The organism is Herbidospora sp. RD11066, from assembly GCF_054661255.1.
The window spans coordinates 1-287 of the sequence record NZ_BAAGDO010000098.1; the positions used below are offsets into that span (position 1 = coordinate 1).

The window sequence follows — 287 nt, forward strand, 5'->3', positions numbered from 1 at the left end:
GCCCCGTGTCCGCAACATGCCCATCCTGCCCATCCTGCCCATCCACAGCTTCATCCTCAGAGTTGGATTCCTCTGTGTCCGCAGCCAAGGTGGCCCCTGGCATTGCATCGTTCCGCTCCTGTCGCAGGAGTTCGATCTGCCCCCGGCGCTGCGCCAAGGCCTTCAACTCCTCTAAGTCGATGCGGCCGTCGCGGTTGCTGTCCAGGCTGCGGAACAACAAGCGCTGCTGGGGCAGCGACAACCAATCCACGGCCATCTCCGTTAAGATGCCGTGGAAAGCCCAGAAG

The 287-nt window shown here is 62.4% G+C and carries 1 protein-coding gene; it reads right to left on the reverse strand.

Features of this window, described 5'->3' with window-relative positions; all coding sequences use genetic code 11:
* Positions 1-256: EF-hand domain-containing protein (locus tag ACYQ78_RS39445; protein ID WP_459806112.1), on the reverse strand; the 256-nt coding region annotated here is incomplete at its 3' end.
* Between the last annotated feature and the right edge of the window lie 31 nt (positions 257-287).